Annotated in this window: 20 protein-coding genes; 11 read left to right on the top strand and 9 right to left on the bottom strand. The window is 33.0% G+C overall.

All coding sequences use genetic code 11. From position 1 onward, the window contains the following. Positions 1 to 57: 57 nt before the first annotated feature. The 4 genes from IU405_RS06495 to IU405_RS06480 all read right to left on the bottom strand — a co-directional run bounded on the left by IU405_RS06495 (position 58) and on the right by IU405_RS06480 (position 5,910). A complete protein-coding gene (locus IU405_RS06495; protein ID WP_197437798.1) occupies positions 58 to 1,383 on the bottom strand; it encodes a vanadium-dependent haloperoxidase in 1,326 nt (441 codons plus the stop codon). A 3-nt stretch (positions 1,384 to 1,386) separates the two neighbouring features. Further along, positions 1,387 to 4,641, bottom strand: a complete 3,255-nt coding sequence (locus IU405_RS06490; protein ID WP_197437797.1) for a VCBS repeat-containing protein — start codon at positions 4,639 to 4,641, stop codon at positions 1,387 to 1,389. Positions 4,642 to 4,709: 68 nt separating this feature from the next. Beyond that, a complete protein-coding gene (locus IU405_RS06485; RefSeq protein ID WP_197437796.1) occupies positions 4,710 to 5,345 on the bottom strand; it encodes a viroplasmin family protein in 636 nt (211 codons plus the stop codon). Continuing rightward, positions 5,338 to 5,910, bottom strand: coding sequence for a phosphoribosylglycinamide formyltransferase (locus IU405_RS06480; protein WP_197437795.1), 573 nt, complete (start codon positions 5,908 to 5,910; stop codon positions 5,338 to 5,340). Before IU405_RS06480 ends, IU405_RS06485 begins: the two co-directional genes overlap by 8 nt. A gap of 172 nt (positions 5,911 to 6,082) precedes the next feature. Here IU405_RS06480 and IU405_RS06475 point away from each other — a divergent pair, with 172 nt between their 5' ends. From IU405_RS06475 to pyk, 5 genes are all read left to right on the top strand, one after another. Next, positions 6,083 to 6,319: an acyl carrier protein gene (locus IU405_RS06475; protein WP_105046725.1), complete on the top strand. Its 237-nt coding sequence runs from the start codon at positions 6,083 to 6,085 to the stop codon at positions 6,317 to 6,319. A 7-nt stretch (positions 6,320 to 6,326) separates the two neighbouring features. Continuing rightward, positions 6,327 to 7,580 carry a beta-ketoacyl-ACP synthase II gene (gene fabF, locus IU405_RS06470; RefSeq protein ID WP_197437794.1) on the top strand — a complete coding sequence of 418 codons (1,254 nt, stop codon included), beginning with the start codon at positions 6,327 to 6,329 and terminating at the stop codon, positions 7,578 to 7,580. A 3-nt stretch (positions 7,581 to 7,583) separates the two neighbouring features. After that, on the top strand, positions 7,584 to 8,321 hold the full coding sequence (rnc, locus tag IU405_RS06465) for a ribonuclease III (RefSeq protein ID WP_197437793.1): 738 nt from the start codon (positions 7,584 to 7,586) through the stop codon (positions 8,319 to 8,321). A gap of 85 nt (positions 8,322 to 8,406) precedes the next feature. Beyond that, complete coding sequence (locus tag IU405_RS06460; protein ID WP_197437792.1) at positions 8,407 to 8,877, top strand: IPExxxVDY family protein; 471 nt, start codon at positions 8,407 to 8,409, stop codon at positions 8,875 to 8,877. Between the two features lie 5 nt (positions 8,878 to 8,882). Continuing rightward, a complete protein-coding gene (pyk, locus tag IU405_RS06455; protein ID WP_197437791.1) occupies positions 8,883 to 10,310 on the top strand; it encodes a pyruvate kinase in 1,428 nt (475 codons plus the stop codon). Between the two features lies 1 nt (position 10,311). Here pyk and IU405_RS06450 read toward each other — a convergent pair whose 3' ends face one another. Next, positions 10,312 to 12,609, bottom strand: a complete 2,298-nt coding sequence (locus tag IU405_RS06450) for a M20/M25/M40 family metallo-hydrolase (protein ID WP_197437790.1) — start codon at positions 12,607 to 12,609, stop codon at positions 10,312 to 10,314. 104 nt (positions 12,610 to 12,713) lie between these two features. On the opposite strand from IU405_RS06450, the gene IU405_RS06445 reads away from it, so the two are divergent. Together IU405_RS06445 and IU405_RS06440 are read left to right on the top strand one after the other, a co-directional pair. Next, entirely contained in the window at positions 12,714 to 13,184 is a 471-nt protein-coding gene (locus IU405_RS06445; protein WP_197437789.1) for a CBS domain-containing protein, read from the top strand. Positions 13,185 to 13,207: 23 nt separating this feature from the next. Next, positions 13,208 to 13,810: a hypothetical protein gene (locus tag IU405_RS06440; protein WP_197437788.1), complete on the top strand. Its 603-nt coding sequence runs from the start codon at positions 13,208 to 13,210 to the stop codon at positions 13,808 to 13,810. 127 nt (positions 13,811 to 13,937) lie between these two features. Here the strand turns inward: IU405_RS06440 and IU405_RS06435 are convergent, their stop codons facing one another. Both IU405_RS06435 and IU405_RS06430 read right to left on the bottom strand, forming a co-directional pair. Beyond that, positions 13,938 to 14,096: a hypothetical protein gene (locus tag IU405_RS06435; protein WP_197437787.1), complete on the bottom strand. Its 159-nt coding sequence runs from the start codon at positions 14,094 to 14,096 to the stop codon at positions 13,938 to 13,940. 21 nt (positions 14,097 to 14,117) lie between these two features. After that, positions 14,118 to 14,471: a hypothetical protein gene (locus IU405_RS06430; RefSeq protein WP_197437786.1), complete on the bottom strand. Its 354-nt coding sequence runs from the start codon at positions 14,469 to 14,471 to the stop codon at positions 14,118 to 14,120. Between the two features lie 160 nt (positions 14,472 to 14,631). Here IU405_RS06430 and IU405_RS06425 point away from each other — a divergent pair, with 160 nt between their 5' ends. The 4 genes from IU405_RS06425 to IU405_RS06410 all read left to right on the top strand — a co-directional run bounded on the left by IU405_RS06425 (position 14,632) and on the right by IU405_RS06410 (position 18,997). Then, the gene (locus tag IU405_RS06425) at positions 14,632 to 14,967 is read left to right on the top strand and encodes a single-stranded DNA-binding protein (RefSeq protein WP_197437785.1); all 336 of its coding nucleotides are present in this window, start codon (positions 14,632 to 14,634) and stop codon (positions 14,965 to 14,967) included. A 153-nt stretch (positions 14,968 to 15,120) separates the two neighbouring features. Continuing rightward, the gene (locus IU405_RS06420) at positions 15,121 to 15,582 is read left to right on the top strand and encodes a (2Fe-2S)-binding protein (protein ID WP_197437784.1); all 462 of its coding nucleotides are present in this window, start codon (positions 15,121 to 15,123) and stop codon (positions 15,580 to 15,582) included. Between the two features lie 19 nt (positions 15,583 to 15,601). Next, complete coding sequence (locus tag IU405_RS06415) at positions 15,602 to 17,818, top strand: xanthine dehydrogenase family protein molybdopterin-binding subunit (RefSeq protein WP_197437783.1); 2,217 nt, start codon at positions 15,602 to 15,604, stop codon at positions 17,816 to 17,818. Positions 17,819 to 18,421: 603 nt separating this feature from the next. Next, the gene (locus tag IU405_RS06410) at positions 18,422 to 18,997 is read left to right on the top strand and encodes a hypothetical protein (RefSeq protein WP_197437782.1); all 576 of its coding nucleotides are present in this window, start codon (positions 18,422 to 18,424) and stop codon (positions 18,995 to 18,997) included. 68 nt (positions 18,998 to 19,065) lie between these two features. Here IU405_RS06410 and IU405_RS06405 read toward each other — a convergent pair whose 3' ends face one another. Further along, complete coding sequence (locus IU405_RS06405) at positions 19,066 to 19,968, bottom strand: histone deacetylase (RefSeq protein WP_197437781.1); 903 nt, start codon at positions 19,966 to 19,968, stop codon at positions 19,066 to 19,068. A gap of 6 nt (positions 19,969 to 19,974) precedes the next feature. Continuing rightward, the coding region (locus tag IU405_RS06400; protein WP_197437780.1) for an MFS transporter at positions 19,975 to 20,574 on the bottom strand (600 nt) is incomplete at its 5' end.

Raw genomic sequence — 20,574 nt, 5'->3', positions numbered from 1 at the left:
TTTTATAACTTTTATAGAAAACCCTGAACATCGTTCAGGGTTTTTGGTTTTTAAAAACTACTTTTCAAAAACCAATTTCCCATTCACAAAATTCCCCAAAGAAATCCCTTGTGTAAGTCCGTTTTTTATGGCGGAACTGTAGTGAATTCCACCATACATTCTGCTAATGGCAGCTTCTTTGGCTGCATTTCTAAAGGAGGTAAAATTTCTTACTGGCAATCCATAAGGAATTTCGGTAGTGTCTTCAAAAGCAACATCATCACCAAAAATACTCGTCAAAACTTCTGAGGCTGCTCCTGAGACCACAGAATGTCCGCTTGTATATTCAGGAAATGGAGGCGTTTGCAATAAAGGAGTCCAGGTATTGTCTATCAATTTATTGATGAGCGTTTCTGGCCGAATCAAATTACTGCGATATTTTTCGTCCCAACAACTGATAAATGCATCAAAAATAGCAATGGAAGTTTTGGTATACGCAAAAATTGTTTTTTCAAAATCGGAAGCACTTTCCTTTGTGGCAATTTTGCAAATTCCAATCCAATGAGCTCCAGGTGTAATCTTTTTGGATGCAAACATAAAATGTCCTTTGTTCACAGAAACATAGGGGTTGCAATCCCAAAATTGTGCAATGGCAACCTCTTCAGAAGCATCTCCTTTTTCTCTTATTTTGTTCGTCATTTCATACAAATCCATAACTTCTTTATAAAATTCGGAGTTCTTTTCCATCGAAAATGTTGGTGGTGGAACAGGCTTGAATTGCGAGGAAGATTCCAATACAAAAGGACGAATTTTACTCCAATGAGGCTCAATTCCGTTCATATATGCAGGTGGAGTTGGTTGCCATCTTCCAGGATCATCAGAATGCACATTGAAATTTGGCATGCTGCGCGTTTCTGTATAATTGTCTTTTTTCATCCAATCAATAATGTGTGAAGAAACTGCCAATCCATATTTTTCTGCAGCTAAAAATTCGGTGGAATTGATGGATTTCCAATGCTCATACAAACTATCTCTTACAGAAATCAACTCTTCTTTTGAGAAAACGAGTTCTTTGGCAACATCCAAATAGGCGATTAATGCCGCTAACCTTTTGTTTGTTTGTTCATTTTTCGGGAGTGATTCAACAGCTGTTAAATCATTCAATTGATGGGAAAGTGATTGGTATTTTCCGTTTTCTGAATTCAACACTTCATAGGCTGCAATGTTTGGATAAGCATAAATTCTGCTTGCCACAGGAGGTGAAAAAATATCATGAATCATGACTTCAGTGACTTCATCCACCAAAAAATGAAAGTCGTTTGTTTCAATTTGAATTCCTTCTTTTTTGCACGAAACTATAAAAAGGAAACTCAAAAACAAGAAAAGGGTTCTTAAAAATCGCATTGTCTAATTCTTAAAAGTATAGGTTTTTAACGTGTCATTATTCACGAGCACAAAGAGCACATTTTTATCTTTCATTTGAACAACAGTGGTTTCTTTGATTTGCTTTTTAAAAGGTTCTATTCCTAAACGATTTACAAATTCATAGTCTTTTTTAGTTCGCGCTAAAATGCCTTTTAGCGAAGTATAATTTCCATGATAATTGTTGGTTTTTTCAGAGTTTCCACTAATCAATAAGTGGTTTTTTCCTTGAATTTCCAGCTTTGTAAACGAATGTATAGGCGCTAATTGAAAGGCAATATCAAAGGGAACAAAAGCGTCAAAATTACCATTATTATTCACTAAATATCCAGAAGCTAAGGTATGAATTTCGTGTTTTTGAGCTTTGTCAAGCATTTCTTTTGTAAATATTTTTTCGATGTTTTGAGAAGCAAAATCTTTGTGTGTTACAAATTTTTTACTGATAAAATTCATTTGAGAAACCAATTCACTTTTAGAGTTTACCGGAAAATATTCTTCGCCAATTGCATACGCCAATAGGGTTTCTTTGGAATTATTTTGATCTAAATCTCCATGATACATTCGAATGGGTTTGTTCAGAAACTTTTGAAACTTGTTATTTTCTCCCCAATTCCCTAACACAATATCCAAATCTCCATCATTATCGATGTCAAAAGCAGTAATGGATTGCCAAAGACCGTTTATATTTTTAGGAAGTTTTTGCAACGTCAATGTTCCTTTGTTATTGATATAAATTTTTGGAGCATCCCATTCAGAGGCAATCAACAAATCTTTTTGGTTGTCATTATTGATGTCCATCCAAACAGCGGCTGTTATTTTTCCTGAAATGATAAAATTTTTATCAGCCTCAAAAACACCTTTTCCATTATTTTTCAGGATGGTTGAATTTACAAAAGCACCAAAATAATCAGGATTGGAAAGGTTTCCAACAAACAAATCTTCATCACCATCACCATCATAATCGTATGCAATAACGCAAGAGGTATTTAACGGATTTGTCAGAATTTGTTTTGAAGATTTTGTGAATTTTCCATTTGAATTGATATACAATCTGTCTATTTCAAAGTTTTTATCTCTTTGAGAATGAATTCCGGAAGCAACATATAAATCCAAGTCTCCATCACCATCCGCATCAAAAAAGACAGCATCATTGTCTTCAAATTCGGCATCCATTTCAAATGCTTTTTGAGAAGATTTGATGAATTTTGTGCCAGTATTCAAGTATAATTCACTTGCTTTTCCAGAGGCAGCACCTATATACACGTCTTCAAATCCATTTTTATCAACATCACCAACAGCAATTGCTGGACCTAATGTGGACACTTTGTAGGGAGTTAATTTTGTAGCAAAAAAATCATTGTATGTATCTTCTTTATGTATAAAACTGATCAAATTTTCTGAGGAAAAATAGGCTTTTTTAGTATTTTCAATAGGAAAAGTGATTGCATTTTCTATTGGTTTGTAAGAAATGGTATGCAATTGATTGATGGCAAGATTTTTTTCAACTTGTCGTTTTTGGTTGGGCCAAATAATTTCAAGAGAGTCTATTTTGCCAATGGTATCCAATCCAAAATGAAGTTTACTTTCCACCGAGGATAAAAATCCACGTGATTTAAAAACCTGTTTCAATTGTTTTTTTTGATTGAAATAAAGTGATGCTTTTGCACCAATTGCCTCTTTATTTTCTTTGATATAGTTCAGTTTTATAGCGATATAATTTTTGGATGCATTAGTGGTGTTTTCATAAATCGTAGCAAAATCATTGACATTATTAGTAATGATATCTAAATCACCATCCAAATCCAAATCAACATACACAGCCCCATTAGAAAGCGAAGGATTTTTTGCTATCCAAGAACCTGTTTTTTCTGAAAAGCGATTGGAATTTCCGCTAAAAATTTGATTCGGAACTTTTCCACTTGGCATTTGGTCTATGGATTTGTAAAGCCATTGCAAGCCTTTTGCTTGTCCATATCTTTTGAAAGTATTAGAAACATAATTTTTAAAATCCAAGTCATTGGGTCTTCTCAGAATTCCATTTGCAATAAATACATCTTGATGAGCATCATTATCATAATCTGCAAAAAGAGGAGACCAACTCCAATCTGTATCAGCAACTCCATTTAAAAAAGCAGTTTCATAAAAGAAATCACCATCCACATTCATTTGCAAAACATTTCTGGAATATTGGTCTTTATAACCAAGATTTTTCAGGTTTATTTGCATGTTTAGCATCACATCATCACCTTCTGTTTCTTTCAAAATTCGTTCGTCATTGGGCAACATATCCAGTGCAATCAAATCTTGAAATCCATCTCCATTGATGTCGGAAACATCACTTCCCATTGAAAACCTGCTAATTGTAGAAAATGCGGTTGACAACTTTTCAGTAAAAGTTCCGTTTTTATTGTTGATGTAATAATAATCATCTTCATGAAAATCATTGCAGACATAAATATCATCCCAACCATCATTGTTAAAATCGGCAATGGAAGCACTTAACCCATAGCCATTTACACCTCCAAAAATTCCCGCTTTTTCACTTACATCCGTAAATTTTCCTTCGTTATTTTGGAGTAAAACGTCACCAACAAAAGGGCTTCTGTTGTTTCTTTCAGATGCAGGACCATGAGATAAATTGGTGTGCACAGCATGATTTACAATATACACATCTAAATCGTCATCTTTATCGAAGTCAAAAAAATAGGCTTGGGTTGAATATCCCTCAAAATCGAGTCCATATTCAGCTGATTTTTCAGAAAAAGTACCATCCCCATTATTGATAAATAATTCGTTATGACCTTTAAAATCTAACAAACCAGAAACGGCACATACATAAATATCCAACAAACCATCATTATTGATGTCAATCATTGTGGCGCCAGTGTTCCAATCAGAAGAGCCACCAACGTTGGCTTTTTCAGTAATATCTTCAAATTGAAGATTTCCTTTGTTGAGATACAATTTATTATACCCTTGATTGGCAACAAAATATACATCAGGCAAGCCATCATTATTGATATCTCCCACACTTACACCACCACCATTATAAAAATAAATATAGTTGATAATACTATGAGCTTCGTCTTCTGTAAGCTGGTTTTGAAAAGAAATACCTGTTTTTTCAGGAGATAAAACAGTTAGTAGATAGCTTGGTTTATTTTCATTGTTTTTATTACAACTTATAAAAGTTATTAAAAAGCTAGAAAATAGTACAATTATAAATCTAGATTGAAACATTTACGATGCTATAAATGATTATAAAATCCAAATCTAAAAAAAATTAAGAAAACTTTAACAACTTTTTTTTATTTTCTTCCAAAATCCGCAGGAATTTCTCCCCAAGCCTTGGTTTCCCATTTTAAAATAGGATTTTTAAAAGTGTTTTGTTGCAGCCAATTTTCGGCTCTTTCAATCAATATTTTCAATTCTTGGTTTGAATGGTCAAAATCCAACTTGGTTTTGCATTTTTTTTGACGAATCCAACTAATCGCAATTTTCGAATCCGAATAAATAGGAAGTTTTTCTTGATTTTTACTTTTGAGTAATGCAATTCCGTGCACCAAAGCCAGAAATTCGCCCACATTATTCGTCCCGTTTTTAAAAGGCCCTTTTCGGAAAATTTCTTGTTTATTATGTGTCAAAACCCCTCTATATTCCATGATTCCAGGATTTCCAGCACAAGCAGCATCCACAGCAATGCTTTCTAAAATGGGAGTTCCAAACTGAAGTTTTTCTGAAGCTGATAAAACTGGTTTTTGAGTGTCTTTCCCTTTATAATCGTTATAATTTCCTTTGGATGCGATTTCGGCTTCCTCTAAATTGCCAAATGATTTGTATTGAGCACCTTCAAATCCGTCAATTTGTTGTTTGCAAACGTTCCATTTTGTAAAAACGCCTGTTTTTCTGCCTTTCCAAACCACATAAAATTTAGATTTAGCCATTACTTAGCAAAACGTTTTCGATTATTTTTGGAAAATGCGTTTGCTCTAAAACATGGATTTTTTCAGCAATCGTTTCAGGAGTATCTTCAGATGAAAGTGCTGTTTTAGCTTGAAAAATAATGGCGCCTTCATCATAATTTTCGTTTACATAATGAATAGTGATGCCAGTTTCGGTTTCATTATTTGCTTTGACAGCTTTGTGAACATGCATTCCATACATGCCCTTTCCACCGTATTTAGGCAACAAAGCCGGATGAATATTGATAATTTTGTTTGGAAAAGCAGCTAGTAAATTTGCAGGAATTTTCCATAAAAAACCAGCTAAAATAATAAAGTCCGTTTGTTCTTGTTGTAAAAAATGAAGCACGGTATTTTCTTTAAAAAAATCCGTTTTTTCAAACAAAGAACAAGGCACATCCAATTTTTCGCAACGGTCAAAAACTTTGGCAGTCGGATTATTGCACAAAACATTTGTTACAACAACTTTATCAGTCTTGTTAAAGTGATTGATAATATTTTCAGCATTCGTTCCAGAGCCAGAGGCAAAAACAACAATTCGTATCATATAAATCGTAAGAGAATACAAAAAAAAGCAATAATTATGAACAAAGAGATATTTTTTAAAAAAGATTAAATTTTTTTATTTACTTTTAAACATCATTTTTAGGACAAAAATTAGATAAAACTAATAAGATTTGTATTTTTGTCCCCGATTTAAATTTTAAAACAAAAATATTATGTCAGACATTGCATCAAGAGTAAAAGCGATTATTGTAGACAAGTTAGGTGTTGACGATAACGAGGTAACATTAGAAGCTAGCTTCACAAACGATTTAGGAGCAGATTCATTGGATACTGTTGAATTGATTATGGAATTCGAAAAAGAATTCGATATTCAAATTCCAGACGATCAAGCAGAAAATATTGGAACTGTTGGTCAAGCAATTAGCTACATAGAAAGCGCAAAAAAGTAATATTTATATGCAATTAAAACGAGTTGTAGTCACTGGACTTGGCGCATTAACGCCAATTGGTAATACTATAGAAGAATATTGGAATGGCTTAATTAACGGAGTTAGTGGAGCTGCACCTGTAACGTACTATGATGCTGCCAAGTTCAAAACTCGTTTTGCATGTGAATTAAAAAACTTTAATGTCACCGATTTTATTGACCGAAAAGAAGCGCGTAAAATGGATCGTTTTACGCAATATGCTTTGGTTGCTTCTGATGAAGCCATTTTAGATTCAGGATTGGATTTAGATAAAATCAATAAATTGCGTGTGGGCGTTATTTGGGGTGCAGGAATTGGAGGGTTAGAAACTTTCCAAAACGAAGTACTCGATTTTGCAGCTGGTGATGGAACACCAAGGTTCAACCCTTTTTTCATCCCAAAAATGATAGCAGATATTGCTCCTGGAAATATTTCCATCAAAAATGGATTTATGGGTCCAAATTATACCACAGTTTCTGCATGTGCATCTTCCGCAAATGCCATGATAGATGCATTGAATTACATCAGATTAGGAACTTGTGACATCATTGTTACTGGAGGTTCTGAAGCTGCTGTAACGATTGCAGGAATGGGAGGTTTCAATGCAATGCACGCTTTATCTACCAGAAATGAAAGTCCAGAAACTGCTTCAAGACCTTTTGATGCAGAAAGAGATGGGTTCGTTTTAGGAGAAGGCGCAGGTGCTATTGTGCTAGAAGAATATGAACATGCCAAAGCACGAGGTGCAAAAATTTATTGCGAAGTTGTAGGTGGAGGAATGTCTTCTGACGCATATCACATGACAGCACCTCATCCTGATGGTATTGGCGTTATTGCAGTAATGAAAAACTGCTTAGAAAATTCTGGATTAACACCTGAAGAAGTTGATCACATCAATACTCATGGAACTTCTACACCTTTAGGAGATGTTGCGGAACTGAAAGCAATATCTGAAGTTTTTGGTGAGCATGCAAAAAACATCAATATCAATTCAACAAAATCCATGACAGGACATTTGTTGGGTGCTGCAGGTGCCATTGAAGCTATTGCTGCGATTTTAACGATCAAACATGGAATTGTTCCTCCAACAATAAACCATTCTACGGTTGATGAAAACATCAATCCAGCATTGAATTTAACCTTAAATAAAGCTCAAAAAAGAGAGGTTAAAGTGGCTATGAGCAATACCTTTGGTTTTGGTGGTCACAATGCTTGTGTAGCTTTTAAGAAACTTGATGAGTAGTTTATGAATTTTATCAGTAAAATAGTTCATTCTTTTTCTGAAGAGGATCAACAATTTTATAACGAATTAAAAAAATTACTTAATTTTTCTCCAAAAAACCTTTCAAAGTACAGAAAAGCCTTTACACATAGGTCCATTCAATTGCTTGATTTAGAGGGAAATCCTTTGAATTATGAGCGTCTTGAATTTTTGGGTGATTCTATTTTAGGCTCTGTAATTGCAGCTTATTTATATAAAAAAGTACCTACAGCTTCAGAAGGATATTTGACCCAAATGCGTTCTAAAATTGTAAGTAGAGAGCATTTGAATGAATTAGGTAAAGAATTGAATTTAATTCGATTTGTAAAAAGCAATGTTGATCAAGCAAATGTTGGAGAAAACATTCATGGAAATATTTTTGAAGCATTAATTGGTGCTATTTATCTTGACAAAGGCTATAATATCTGTGAAAGATTTATTTACAGAAATGTGATTGTACCTCATGTGGATATTGAAAAATTGGAAGGAAAAATTACAAGCTACAAAGGGTTGATTATTGAATGGTGTCAAAAACAAAAGAAAAAATACAAGTTTGAAACCTACGAAGATACTGGAAATGAATTGATTAAACATTTTAGTGTCAAAGTTAGTATTGATGGTGTTCAAGTAGCCAAAGGAAGAGCAACTTCCAAGAAAAAAGCGGAGGAGCTAGCCGCAAAAAGAGTTTATTTTGCCTTACAGAAACAAATCTCAGCAAACTAAACTACGAAATCATTTTCGTGAAAATCCTTACAAAACTCACAAACTATTAGTAATTTAGCACCCAATGTCTAATTGATTCATTTTTATGCAAATTCATTCGCTTGGTCATGATTCTTATTTTGAAGACGAATACTCATTAATCGGGATTCATACCACATTAGAAGATTATAAGTTAGCGTATTTATTGAATAAAAATTTATCAACCAATTTCTTTAAATCAAAGAAAGAATTAGTTGTTGAAAACAATCAAAATAGTGCGTTTTTTTCAATCTATAATTATCAAAATACCACGTATGAGTATGATTGGCATTTGATTGCAAACAGTTCAAAAACCGAAAATAGCACTACAGAAAACCAGCTTTTATTAACCACAGAAACCAAAACATATCTGATACCTGAGAAAAAAAATGTTGATTTTTTCATCAAAATTTCTGGAGAAGTAGCACCTTCTTTCATCTCAAAAACCATCAAAAAAATTAAAAACATTGAACAAGTAATCACTTCTTATTCAATTGATAAAGACAGTTTAAAATCAAAAGATTTTTTAATATTTTAAAAATTATGCCAAATTATAATAAAACCAAAATCGTTGCGACACTAGGTCCTGCAACTGACACAAAAGAAGTTTTAACAGAATTAGCCAGAAATGGAGTAAATGTTTTTCGAGTAAATTTTTCACACGCAGACTATGCAAACGTAGAAAGCAAAATCAAAACTATTAGAGAAATCAACGAAGAAAACGGATGGAATGTGGCAATTTTGGCAGACTTACAAGGACCAAAATTACGTGTTGGAGTGATGGAAGATGGAGTAGAATTATTTGCTGGAGACACATTTACATTTACAACGGATAAATGTATTGGAACCAAAGAAAAGGCTTATATGACGTATCAACGTTTTCCAAAAGATGTAAAAGTTGGTGAAAATATTTTGGTTGATGATGGAAAATTAATGTTTGAAGTAATTTCAACCAACAAAGAAAATGAAGTTGTGGTGAAAGTAATTGTTGGTGGAGAATTAAAATCTAAAAAAGGAGTAAATCTTCCTAATACCGATGTTTCATTACCAGCTTTGACCGAAAAAGACATGGAAGATGCTGTTTTTGCCATTGGTCAAAAAGTAGATTGGATTGCGTTATCTTTCGTAAGAACTCCTGATGATTTGAGAATGTTACGCGATTTAATTGCACAACATTCTGATTATAGAATTCCGATTATTGCAAAAATTGAAAAGCCAGAAGCTGTAAAAAATTTAGATGCCTTGATTCCTTATTGTGATGGATTGATGGTGGCTCGTGGTGATTTGGGAGTTGAAATTCCAATGCAAGAAGTGCCTTTGATTCAGAAAAAAATTGTTAGAAGAGCAAAAAGAGCCAGAATTCCTGTAATTATTGCTACTCAAATGATGGAAACAATGATTGAAAACGCAGTGCCTACAAGAGCTGAAGTAAATGACGTTGCAAACTCAATCATGGATGGTGCAGATGCTGTAATGCTTTCTGGAGAAACATCTGTAGGAAAACATCCTATAAAAGTAATTCAAAAAATGTCTGAGATTATTATGAGTGTTGAGCATTCAAAAATGATCAAAGTTCCACACGAAGCTCCTACAATTAGAACCAATCGTTTTATTACAAAATCCATCTGTCATCATGCTGCTTTAATGGCAAATAATACAGATGCAGCAGCTATTTGTACGTTGACAAATAGTGGTTATACTGCATTTCAAATTTCTGCTTGGAGACCAAGAACTCACGTGTTGACATTTTCTACAGATAAACGTATTTTAGGTAAATTGAACTTGCTTTGGGGAGTTAGAGCTTACTATTATGACAAAGACCTTTCTACAGATGATACTGTAGATGATATCAATAACATCATCAAAGAAAAAGGTTTTGTAAAATCAGGAGATATTGTGATCAACCTAGCATCAATGCCTGCTGAAGCTCGTGGAATGGTAAATACCTTAAGAGTTTCTGAAATAAAATAAATTATAAAGAAATCTTTTTACTGATGATGATTGCATCATTGGTAACAAAAGGCATAGGCATCATTGCAGCTGATCTTGGTTTGATTGAAAACTCAGGATGTGTCAGCAAATCAAATGAAATTTCATTTACAATGATGTCTATCGCTTCTTTTTTGTCGATAGTAAATGACAACGTGATTTGTTTATCCGTATTTGCAACATAATAAATCAAAAAAGTCCCATTTTTAACGGTGTATTTTTTACCTTCATTAATCAATGCATCATTCACTGTAAAGTTTGTTAAAGAAATTTTTTGATTTGTGATGAATTCTAACTTATTGATTTTTCTTTTAGGCTTTATCACAAATTCTATCATTCTATTTTCTCCACGAACAGAATCTTTTAAAATGCTAATTTTGGAAGATTCAATATCTTTAAAATCAGTTGCTTTGTAAAAGCGAAAACGAGTATTGTATTTGCTTTTTGTTTCTGCATTTTGCAAACTGCCTTTTGTAAATCCTTCATTGAAAACTTGGGCTGTAAAATCATCTAAGGTTTGATTATAGGTGCCAAAATAAGCTGTTTTTTCATCGTTATTTTGAACATAAACCAAACTATTTGGTTTTTTATTTTCATCTGAAAAACCATTATTCACAGTGGCATATCCAAAGAAAAAAAGCGCTAAAACTCCAGAAAGATTCAATAAAAATCGATTCTTTTTTTGATAAAAAACAAGTACTAACAATCCAAAAACTAGAGAAAGAAGTATTCCACTGATAAAAATATTTTTAAGACCTAACCCTACAGGAAACATTTTAATCAAGGGCGAAAAAATGTAAATTGTTGGAATTGAAATAATTGCAAATAAAATGCGAAGTGTATGTTTCTGTAAATTTGTGAAAACAGCAATTGTCAAAATGAGTAAAGCACAAAAAACAGGAATGATAAAAAATCCAGCTCCTTTTAAATACCCACTAATTATAAAACTGATAATCAACCAGAAAAACAAAGGAGCAACCAACAAACTTGCAGGTTTTTCTTCTTTGAAAAAAGATTGATACATTTTTTGAATTATAAATAAATTCAAAAACATAAAACCAGCAATATATAGATATCCATTATAGGTAAATCCATGTAAAATATCTTTATAATGTGGATGAAGAATAACAATCAATTTCCATAAAAGATAAGAAATTCCTCCTGACAAAATAGTAGCAACTACAAAGGGAATAAAGCCTTTTAAAGAGCCTTTTACGGTAATTTTATGCAATCCAATGCCAAAGAAAACAACAATTAAAAACAGAAAGGTGGCTATCAAACAGAATTGTAAAACCCAAGAAAAAGGGAATGTTAACAATCCTATAAAAGGAAAATTCACATATACAAAATCTTCAGTTGAGTTTAGATTTTCCAAATTAGAATTGGCAAAATACGGAAGCAAAGACATCAAATAATCTGCTTGATGCAATAGCGATTCATGATCCAATCTTTCAAAAGAATCTTGTGCTGTGTGATAATCAAAATGATCACCAATAAACGCAAAATTAAAACCATTGATGTTTGCATTTGCTCTAAAAACAGTCAAATCAGTATCATTAGGAAGCATTTTATAAATGCTATACATCAATGAATTTGCGGCTGGAAAATTAGGTTTTGCGGCTAAAAACTCACTCAAAAGTTTGCTGTTTTTACCATTGGTTTCTAGCAACATATAACTTGGACCTCCACTTCCACGAGCTTCAAAATTAAGCACTAAACCTATGTTTTTTGCCCAAGGATGATGCTCAACAAAAGCTTGTGCTCCTAATAACCCTAATTCTTCAGCATCAGAAAAAAGGATGATGATATCGTTTTTATGGTCGGTGTTTTTTGCTAAAAAAGCTCTGATTCCCTCTAAAATAGTAACAACTCCTGAGCCAGCATCACTGGCACCCAAAGCAGAAAACATGGCAGCATCGTAATGAGAAAGTAATAATAATGATTTTCCAGAGGAAGTTCCTTTCAGTTTGGCAATGATATTTTCGGTAGTTGTGGCTGCAAACCATTTTTTATTGGCAGCTACTTTTTGTTGAATTTCAACTTCAAAACCCAATTTTTCAAGTTCGCCCACAAGGTATTTTTGAACCTCTTGATGACCTTCAGAACCTACATAATGTTGTTTTTGACTGATGTTTTTTAAATGCATCAATGCATTATCCAATGAAAAACCTGTTTGAAGTAAGTCTTTTTGAGTAGAAATACTTGGCTTTAAATCGGAAAAACTCCAGTAAATTGTCCCTAAAACTATAAGGATTGGAATGAATGATAGAATTTTTTTCATCAGAGAAATTTGGCTGCATAAATGTATGAAAAAAAAACTTTGTTGAAATGTTGACTTCAATTCAAAAAAAATGTAACTTTCAATCCACTTAAAATCAATCTAATATGGGAATTAAAAGCTTTCAAGGAAAACGTGACGCATCTCAAAATAATAAAGAAGAAGCACAAATTTTGGTTTCGGATTATATGACAACCAAATTAATTACTTTCAAAGCAGCAGATTCTTTGGATCATGTAATTAGCATGTTAATCAAACACAAAATTTCTGGAGGTCCTGTTGTGAATGAGAAAAACGAATTGATTGGAATTATTTCAGAAACAGATTGCATCAAACATATTTCTGAGAGTAAATATTATAACATGCCTTCAGACACCAATAATACTGTGGGGAATAATATGGTTACAGATGTTGATACAATTGATAAAAACATGAATATTTTTGATGCGGCTTTTAAGTTTTTAGCTTCACGTAGAAGACGTTTTCCTGTGGTTGATGAACATGGTGTTCTTTTAGGGCAATTGAGCCAAAAAGATGTGTTGAAAGCAGCTTTGAAAGTGAAAGGGAATACTTGGTAGTTGGTGGCAATAAAATCGAACCTTTGAATACAAAGACAATATTCCGATTATTTATAACAACCGGATTTATTTTATGGATTTTATCTTGGATTGGCGATTTGAACGGAATACTTCCTTTATCAACATTTGGAATGTTTTTTTCATTTCTTTTAACTGGAATAGGAATTTATTTTTGGTTGAAATCTTACAAAGAGAAAAGAGGGTTTTATCCGAAAATATTCGAAATTTATAGAGACTTACTCAATAAAATAAAAAAAAATCCATTTAACGGAATTATCATTATGGTAAGGAATTTACTAAAATTTTACACTTTAGTGCTTATTTTCTCAATGGTTTTAGTATTTATTGGATTTATAACAATTGGACAATCAGAGCCTGTAAAAACCGTTCAGAACTATTGTGAAAACAATTCTGAAATATATAAAATAACGGGGAAAATAAATCATTATGGAATTTTGCGAAATGTTAATTTTCAATGGAGTCCTGAAACTGTAAGTTCGGAATTATCATTAATTTTCGTTTCTGAAAATGGAGTTTTTAATTTATCATCAAAATTGAAAAAAGAAAATGGTGAATGGAAAGTAGAAAAACTGGAATTGAAGGATAAAAATACTGGTATCGTGTAATAAATATTGCCATATTTGGCTAAACTAAAACTTGTTACTTCTTTGCAAACTCCTAAATTTATCTAGTAAATTCCTCGTTCACAAATCCGCAACATTCAATACACAACAACGTTGGTTTTTTTAAAACTTAAAAATTCTCATCTTCAAAAACATCATTGATAAGTAATTTATCATCACTATTTTGATTCATTTTTTTAAATTGATTTTCCCAATTTTTTATTGGTTTATCAATTTGATTTTTCATAATTGACTTTTTGGAAGTTATATTTTCTTTTGATTTTTTCATCAGTCAATAATTTTTGGTTGATTACATTTCCTTTTTAATCAACAAAAACCAATCATTTTCCAAGGCTAAATAACCTTCATCATATACATAAAAGTAGGTGTTTCCTGTTTTGGTTTGATAGATGGAAGTAAACAGTTGAAAATCGAAACCTTTATCATACAATTTGGTTCTGGAAACTTTTGTTTTTCCAGTAGTATTTAATTCTGATAAAATTTTATAATTTTTTTTCAGTCGATTGTTGATATTTCGAACTAAATTTTTGCTGTCTTTTGCAACGCTATTGTTGTAGGTATTTCTGCAATAATCTGAGCAGAATTTCTTATCAATTCTGCCTTTGATAGGTTCTTGACATTCTAAACACACTTTTTTTTCCATGCTTGAAAGATAGTAAAAAAATGTATTTGTAAACGACTACAAACGTTTACAATCGAAAGTAATTGTTTTTCAACCGAATGCAGCTTTTTTAGTGTCGCATCTTTGCAGTGTCAAAACGAATTGACAAAAACAAATTAATTATTTTTTAAAAACTTATCTTATGAATACGTTAAGAAACTCAGTACAGTTGATTGGAAGATTAGGCCAAGAGCCAGAAGTAGTAACTTTTCCTGATGGAAACAAAATTGCAAAATTTTCTTTGGCTACAGATGATAGCTATAAAGACAAATCAGGCAATAAAGTAGAGCGCGCTTATTGGCACAATCTAATCGTAAAAGGCCCTCTTGCAAAAGTGGTTGAAGATTATGTAAAAAAAGGACAAGAGATTGCCATTGAAGGCAAATTAACCAACAGATCATATGACACTAAAGAAGGTGAAAAAAGATATATTACAGAAATATTGGTAAACGAATTATTAATGTTAGGGGGAAAGTAAATTGATAGTTCTTTGTTGTGAGAATCCGAATTTCAATTGAAGTTCGGATTTTTTTTGTTTCTTTTTTTTTCTGCAAGATTTTGATAAACCTTGAAGGTATAAATCATCAAAATATTTTTTGTAACTTGTTGCGGTAAATTAAACCTTCTTTTTATGCCAAACTACACCTTATCAATCAATGGAAAAACACAAACAGTAACTGCTGATGCAGATACACCTTTGTTATGGATTTTAAGAGATGAACTCAATTTGGTTGGTACCAAGTTTGGCTGTGGAATAGCGCAATGTGGTGCTTGTACAGTGCATATAGATGGCATTGCAACAAGAAGTTGTCAAACGCAAATCTCTTATTTAGAAGACGTGAAGATTACGACTATTGAAGGTCTTTCAGAAAATGGAACACATCCTGTGCAAGAAGCATGGAAAGAAATTGATGTACCACAATGTGGCTATTGTCAAGCGGGTCAAATCATGACAGCAGCAGCTTTTTTAGCTGAAAATAAAAATCCCACAGAAGAAGAAATTAGAGAGGCAATGCATGGCAATATTTGCAGATGCGCTTCTTATAACAGAATAGAAAAAGCAGTGAAAGTTGCTTCAGAAAAAATGTCTTAATCCACCAAAAAAGAAACACATGGAATCTCAAACAAACATCGATATTAGTAGAAGAAATTTCTTAAAAACGTCTCTTTTGGCAAGTGGAGGAATGCTGATTGGTTTCAATTTTATGGCAGCTTACAAACCAAAAGCAGCTATGCCAACATCAATTGAAAATTTAAATTTCAATAATTTTAATGCCTACATTAAAATTTCAGATGAAGGTTTTGTGACCATTTTTTCACCAAATCCTGAAATTGGACAAGGCGTAAAAACGTCTATGCCAATGATTGTTGCAGAAGAATTGGATGTTGATTGGAATAAAGTTACTGTTGTGCAAGCAGGATTAGATACCAAAAATTTTAAAGGTCAAATTGCTGGCGGAAGTCAATCTATCAGAAGTAATTGGAATGTATTGCGTCAAACAGGTGCAACTGCTAAACAACTATTGATCAATGCAGCTGCTCAAAAATGGAATGTAGATGCATCCACTTGTAAAGCATCAAAAGGAATCATTTCCAATGCAAAAGGAGAAACCTTGGATTATGTAGATGTCGTAAAATTAGCTACGACTTTACCAATTCCAGAAAAAGTTACCCTCAAAGAAATCAAAGATTTTCACATCATTGGAAAAGAAATTGTGAATGTTGATATCGATAAAATCATCACTGGAAAACCACTTTTTGGATTGGATTTCAAAACGGAAGGAATGCTGTATGCAGCTGTAGTAAGGCCTCCAGCTTTTGGTCAAACGTTGGTTTCGTTTGATGCTTCTGAAGCCAAATCAATCTCAGGAGTGCTTGATGTTTTTACCATTGGAGAAAAAGCACGAAATTTTTTAAGCAAAGGATATGTTAGTTGGACAGCAATTTTGAGCGAAAGTGATAAAATTGTAGTCGTCGCAACTTCTACTTGGGCAGCCTTGAAAGCAAAAAAAACAATCAAAGCACAATGGAAACAAGCTACGGAATTAGAAAGTTCAGCATTTCATGATAAAAAATTAATGTCGCTTTTAGAAGGAGATACCCTCAAAGTAGTTAGAGAAGATGGCAATATCAACGATGCATTTCAACAAGCGGATACCATTATTGAAAGAACCTATCATTCTCCATTTTTGCCTCACAATTGTTTAGAACCTATGAATTTTTATGCAAATGTAACTGCGGATAAAATAGAATTGGTAGGCCCAACTCAAACACCTGAAGAAGTTTCGAAAGCAGTTGCGGTTTTGTTAGGTAGAAAAGTGGAAGAAATTTCGGTTGAAATGACCAGAATGGGTGGAGGTTTTGGAAGAAGATTGTATTCGGATTTCGCTTTAGAAGCAGCAGAAATAGGAGCTAAAATTCAAAAACCAGTAAAAATGGTTTCTGCAAGAGAAGATGATATGACCACAGGAGTGTATAAACCATCTGTAAAATATCAAATAAAAGCGGCTATCAAAGACGGAAAAATTTCTGGCTATCAGTTAAAAGAAGCTGCCTTTAACGGAAATATGTATGGAGCTATTGCACACTTTTTTCCTGCAGGATGCATTCCGAATTATAAAGTAGCCACTGCAAGTGTTGATAGTAAGATTACCACTGGTGCTTGGAGAGCTCCTTACACCAATTTCTTAGCATTTGCAGAGCAAAGTTTTTTTGATGAATTGGCAGCAGCAATCAAAATTGACCCCATTCAATTGCGATTGGATTTATTACAGAAAGTGAAAAATACTACTGATAAAAAAATTCAATATTCTGGTGAGCGAATGGAAAATACCATCAAATTAGTCAGAGAAAAGTCCAATTGGGGAAAAGTTTCAAATGGAATTTACCAAGGTTTTGCGGCCTATTACAGTCACAATACGCATGTGGCAGAAGTTGCAGACATTGAGCTGAAAGACGGTTTTCCCATCATCAAAAAAGTAACAGTTGCTGTGGATTGTGGTGTTGTCATCAATCTTTCAGGAGCTAAAAACCAAGTAGAAGGTGGTGTCATTGACGGAATTGGGCACGCTATGTTTGGCGATATGTCTTTTGAAAACGGAAAACCCACTGCTAAAAACTTTGATGTTTACAGATTGATTCGCATGCAAGAAACTCCGAAAGTAGAAGTACATTTTCTGCAAAACGATTTGTCTCCAACAGGTTTGGGCGAGCCTGGTTTGCCACCTGCAGGAGGTGCAGTTGCCAATGCCATCCATGCTGCTTTAGGGAAAAGAATCTATCAACAACCTTTTGTAAAAGAATTGAAAAAGAGTTCAGTTTTGGGGTGATTTTTCCATTGAAGACAAACTAAAAAAGTGCTTTATAAGATAAAATCTATAAGTAATAACAAAAAAACCTGAACATCGTTCAGGTTTTTTTATTATCCAACACCAATCATTACCCCTAATTTAAAGAACAAAACTAAGTAGATACTTCTTGTCGCCAATTAGTTATCTTTTGTTATCAGTTAGTTGTTGCTCGTCATTAATGACAAGATATAACTAATTGATGACAATGCACAACTAATCAATGACAATGTACTGCTAACTAATGACAATGTATAACTAATCGATGACAATGTATTACTGATTGATGACAATGAACAACTGATTGATGACAATGAACAACTGATTGATGACAATGTACAACTGATTAGTGACAATGAACTACTGATTAATGACAAGAAGCATTACCATAGTAATAGAGTAAAAATCCCCAAATTAAAAGACGAACTCCAACACAAAAAATGCTATGTTAATAAAGCTAATAAAACAATGATTTGATTGAAATGGTTTTTAGTTTCTTTCTTCTGCGAAGTGATTTTGGTACTTTATAAAAAATAGCTACTTTAGGCAAAGACTGAGCGCAATAAAATATTGAAAAAGGGATATATGAAGTTGTGGATAATTACTTCTTGTAAAACATTTGACGAAATGAATCGCATACTTTCAATTCTAGGAATTTTAATAATACTGATTAGTTGTAAATCAACTAAAGTCGGACAGGAATCGGATTTTAAAATGGAAGATGACTCTGTAAACCTTTATGCTTTTATAGGAGAAAAAATATCCGTGATTGAATTTGACCCAAATAAAAATAACATTCGAATTGAAATTGACTCTATAACTGGAGATACAATTCGGAGAGTAAACTACGTTATGGATAACGGATTCAAAAATAAATATATAGTTGTGAAAAATATATTTAACGACTTGAAAACAGATACGATTGAATTTGTTGCATATGACCATTATGGACGACCAGGATTTGAGAATTATAAAAACGTGATTTTATACATTTCCTTAAACAAAGAAAAAAGACATTACTATCATCAAAAATATCAATTCGACCCAGTAGTGAAAACAAAAAACGGAACTTGGAAAGGACTGAATGGAGAAAGTATTGAAAAGCTTTTTAACGAAAAGAAAAAAGGAGTATTAACTTCTCGAGGACTATTTAATGAATAAAAAAACGTTTTACAATAGTATGCAGAAAAATTATTTTAAGAAAAGTTTTTTTTTCAATCCAATCATTTCTAAAAATAAATCTCTTGCGCCAAACGAAATGTATTGGCATGCGCTTCAACAATGGTTTTGATGTCAGGAGAATACCCACCTCCCATAGAACACATCACCGGAATTTTGTGGTCAAAACAGGTTTGTAACACAAATTGGTCACGCTCTTTGCAGCCTTCCATGGTCAAGGAAAGTTTACCTAGTTTGTCAGTTTCAATCACATCAACACCACACAAATAATAGATAAAATCGGGTTTTTCTTGATGAATGAGTTTTGGCAACGTGTCTTTTAAAATTTGTAAATAAGTTTCATCTGTTGTGTCATTTTCGAGCGGAATATCCAAATCACTTTTTTCTTTTTGAAACGGATAATTGCTTTTTCCATGCATAGAAAATGTAAAGACAGTGTAGTCATTTTGAAAGATTTCTGCAGTACCATTTCCTTGATGAACGTCTAAATCAACTATTAAAATTTTGTTTGCCAAATGATTGTTTTGCAAATATTTGGCGCCAATTGCTTGGTCATTGAGTAGGCAAAAAGCTTCACCACGATTTGAAAAAGCATGATGTGTGCCACCTGCAATATTCATGGCAATGCCATATTGTACTGCAAATTCTGATGCTTTCATAGTGCCATCAGCAATGATCATTTCACGTTCAATCAATGCTTCAGAAAGGGGAAAACCTATCTTTCTTACGGCTTTTTGAGAAAGTCTGAGATTCAACAAATCAAAAAAATAGTCTGGGTCGTGAACGGAGAAAAAATGTTTGTTATTTGGGATTTCTGGCTCAAAAAAATTGTCTTCTGTGCACGTTCCTTCATACAATAATTGCTGTGGAAGCAAGTCGTATTTTTCCATCGGAAAACGATGACCTTCAGGCAACGAATGTTTGTAAATAGGATGAAAAGCTATTTTTAGCATGAACAATTACGCTTTCACAAACTCTCTTTCAATTTCTTCCAACGATTTTCCTTTGGTTTCTGGAACGATTTTTAGCATCACAAAAAACCCAATCAACGCGATAAATCCGAAGATAAAAAAGGTCAATGCGTTGCCAAAATTTGACAATTCCCAAGGGAAAACCAATTGCACCAAAGAACTGATTAAAGAGTTGATAAATGCGATAATGCCAATTGCCAAACCACGATATTTGATAGGATAAATTTCGGATAATAACACCCACATTACAGGGCCCAATGAAAAGGCAAAACAAGCAATAAATCCTAAAATTCCAACTAAAACCAAGGTTGCATTGATATTTGTGGCAACTTCCAAAATAGCACCATCATTTTTTTGATATATACGATTTCCTAAGTATGATTTTGCTGCGTTTTTAAAATCCAAATCGTTTGTAAAAACGGTATTTGCTAAGGGTAACAATTTGGGTGCATCTTCAAAAGTCAAAGAATTTATTTTTTCTGTGGTCAATTGATAGGTGGCTTTTTGAAATCCGTAAGCACATAAAATCAAACTAAAAGCAATGCCAAAAGTGCCCACTAATAACAGTGATCTTCTACCAGTTTTATC

The organism is Polaribacter sp. BAL334, from assembly GCF_015767435.1.
Taxonomy (GTDB): domain Bacteria; phylum Bacteroidota; class Bacteroidia; order Flavobacteriales; family Flavobacteriaceae; genus Polaribacter.
The sequence above is the reverse complement of the archived record's forward strand: the minus strand, read 5'-3'. Positions and strand labels throughout refer to the sequence as shown.